A 2,950-nucleotide genomic window follows, 5' to 3' on the forward strand; every position below is an offset into this window, starting at 1 on the left:
GTATAATGATAGGTGTCCTCCGGAAGAATGACAATCGCTTCCAACAGACATGCATCGATGAATTCCCGGGGAACCGTTAGGAAAGGAGATGCACTTACATCATGTACGATAAAATTGTCTATCTCCCCGCTTTCATTTAATGTGTGCCCTATTGCAACAACTGCATGCCACAACTCAGACAGATTCTCGTTGTCATGCTCGGCAACGGGATAACCGGGGATCTTTAAAAGGTCTGCATACTGAAATACCAAGTAAACAGGTATTTCTGATTCGATATAAGGGTATAGTACACTCCAATCCATCACATTATTGTTCTTATTTTCCCGCCAGATATGATCGTATAGATGCTTTAACTTACATCCTCTCTTACATTCGCCACTTTCGAAGTTTCCTTCGATCTCCTCATATAATGCCTGTTGACATTTACCATAGTAATAGTAATACGAATAGCCTAACTTTTCAATTAGTCGGTCAAAATCACGAGCTTCTATTGCCTTGCTGCCATTCTTTTTCGGCAGATTACTTATTATTTCATAAAGAGAGAGATACTGTCTACCCAGTTCGTTAGAGAGAGATGAGAGAATTATCCACAGGCTTGCAGGAGCACACCAGGATAACCGGTGATCGGGAACGATGTAAGGGACAGTCCTGATCACCGGTTCGTTAAAGTCATCGGATTTATACATCTTCTGGCAGGTTACAAAAAAATTTGCCTTCCTAGGGATTGGAAGGAAAGCATCACTGACAGTTGGTGAAATTGGCCGAAAATCGATGTGTCCCATGTGCTTATGGGGAGTATTTGGGTTTCGATCTAAATCTAGAATCTCCACGTACCATCTTGTAGCTGCCAAGTTGGCTTTAGTAGAAGATTCGGAATCAAGATTCGTCAATTTTTGTACAAAGAATTTCTTCTCTGCTTCCCATTCTTTGCAATTGACAGAATGAATAACTAAACTTTTTCTTAATCGCCCATTGTATGAAGTTTTGGAGATCTGGTTCAGAAAAGACTCAGCCTGAGAGATAAACGACTCATCGTATCGACCCATATACGGTCAATCAGTCGGAAGGGAATAGCGAATTGCGTTATTCTGCCATTCCATCATGTTGTCGAACAACTCCCAGCACTCCTGATTCAATTCATTAAACAATTTATCCTTATCCAGAGCCCTTCTATCTAAAGAATTAAACTCATATTCCAACACAACTTCAAGCCATGCATGCTTAACAGGAAAGTTTATTTGGTCTCCTGCATTTATTCTATTTTCGGCATGCTGGGCAATCTTTTGCATAATAAATCAACCAGATATCTTTATTTTATTTTTTTTAGCAAGACCTTCCTCTATTTCCTTTTCTAACTTTTTAGATTCTTCCTTTCCCCGGAAGATCCTTGCATAGGAAGCTTTTATTGGAAGGAGAGTTGCTCTGTTATTCTGTGTCATAAGTATCATCATATCATTTTATGATATTTAATTATACCTATTTGCCTCAAAGACTGATGCAAAAGTGAGCGTGACGGATGTATTGCAAACACTCACTGAGCTGGATGACACACGCGACTTAAATCTGTTGCATAGCCATCACCAATGAGTTCACCGCATTACTGCAATCCTTGAACCATAAGCAGGCACCATTTCCTAGGAAAGACACAATAAATATTGCGATCAGCTCAAGGATCAGGATAATAACAAGGAAGATATAGGCGTTATTGTAACGCTCGAGTTCATTGTCCAGATCTTTGAGAAATAGCCATCCTTTGATAACAATCAATGTCGTAATTACAAATACCGGATATGTGATTAAAAGACTGGGACTATCTAAGAGACCGCTATTGAGCGAGTAAAAAAGACTTACGGGAAGGAAAAACGCTGATAATCCACCTAAACCTAAACCTACCCTGATCCAATTCAACAGCCTCTTGGGGGCATCATGTTGATGAGTAATCCTTAAAGTTCGCTTTGACGCATCGCCCTTAAATGAGAGGTAGATACGCCTCCCAATTTTATTGGCGATAACTGTTCTTTCTTTGAAAAAATCGCCCAATTCACGTTCATCGATCACCACTCCGTTTTGGTCGACCACGTCTACATAATCATGAAAATCAAAATTTTCCGCAGCTTCAATTATTATGTACGAATTGACCTGGTCCACCATTTCGAAAAGAAACATGACGTATGTTGGATTTTCATACTCTGATTTTTCCCTATTATTAGAAGAGGGAGAAAAATTCTGAAATGTGATGGTTCGTCGACATTGTGGCTTTAGTTCCCTTCCTTGCGGGAGATAAATGTTGATGAGATAGTCAGAGCAGTTCTCCAGTTCGGCTTCTCGTGCTTTTGCAAACTCCAGAAATTCACCGTTTGAATCGGAAATTTTTAAAAATGGCTTGTATTCTCCAAGATCATACTTTATAATATTGATATATTCATTCCCTTCATTTGCGAATGTAATCTCACTTATTGCCGAATATGACGAAAGCGTTTCAAAACTGAATAGATAGCGAACTCTCTCAATTTTTGTCCTAATATATTCTTCGTCCATATGCGTGACCCAAACAAATACGATAAGATCGTGCTATATCAATGAAAAGAGATGCTCAAATAAATATCTTCTGATTTTCTACCGGTGCGAGGCTCTCCAATCACTAAAAGGAATAATTATCAATCTCAAAAGAAAAAGAGGCCATGTGGAGAGGTTGCCGAGGGGATGGGGAAACCACGTTAAATCCGTACAAGAGCATCTACACTGTGTTTAAACTGAACAGGAGTAATAAGATAATTGATGTATAGTTTCCTAAAATACTTCATTGTAACACACATGTTTGGTTTTTTGATGCCTCCAGAGAGATAGTTGCTCTTTCATATTGCACGTAGTCATAAACATCAGGTCAGATATAAATGCTTGAATACGTCATCGAACTTGAGCAAGCTATCGTAAGCGGGAACTACTTCCG

The 2,950-nt window shown here is 39.2% G+C and carries 4 protein-coding genes; all 4 read right to left on the reverse strand.

Annotated features, from left to right (window positions below):
• A partial coding sequence (locus tag BP727_RS05290) for a hypothetical protein (protein WP_286857735.1) occupies nt 1-1,046 on the reverse strand: 1,046 nt, incomplete at its 3' end.
• 6 nt (nt 1,047-1,052) lie between these two features.
• Entirely contained in the window at nt 1,053-1,289 is a 237-nt protein-coding gene (locus BP727_RS05295) for a hypothetical protein (RefSeq protein WP_286857737.1), read from the reverse strand.
• 6 nt (nt 1,290-1,295) lie between these two features.
• Nucleotides 1,296-1,439 carry a hypothetical protein gene (locus tag BP727_RS05300; RefSeq protein WP_286857741.1) on the reverse strand — a complete coding sequence of 48 codons (144 nt, stop codon included), beginning with the start codon at nt 1,437-1,439 and terminating at the stop codon, nt 1,296-1,298.
• Between the two features lie 118 nt (nt 1,440-1,557).
• Nucleotides 1,558-2,538, reverse strand: a complete 981-nt coding sequence (locus BP727_RS05305) for a hypothetical protein (RefSeq protein WP_286857743.1) — start codon at nt 2,536-2,538, stop codon at nt 1,558-1,560.
• Between the last annotated feature and the right edge of the window lie 412 nt (nt 2,539-2,950).

The organism is Methanosaeta sp. UBA356 (assembly GCF_002496465.1).
GTDB classification, from domain to species: Archaea; Halobacteriota; Methanosarcinia; order Methanotrichales; family Methanotrichaceae; genus Methanothrix; species Methanothrix soehngenii.

Coding starts and splice junctions, on each gene's coding strand:
- BP727_RS05295 (WP_286857737.1), bottom strand. CDS start 1,289: ATGCAAAAGATTGCCCAGCATGCCGAAAATAGAATAAATGCAGGAGAC.
- BP727_RS05300 (WP_286857741.1), bottom strand. CDS start 1,439: ATGACACAGAATAACAGAGCAACTCTCCTTCCAATAAAAGCTTCCTAT.
- BP727_RS05305 (WP_286857743.1), bottom strand. CDS start 2,538: ATGGACGAAGAATATATTAGGACAAAAATTGAGAGAGTTCGCTATCTA.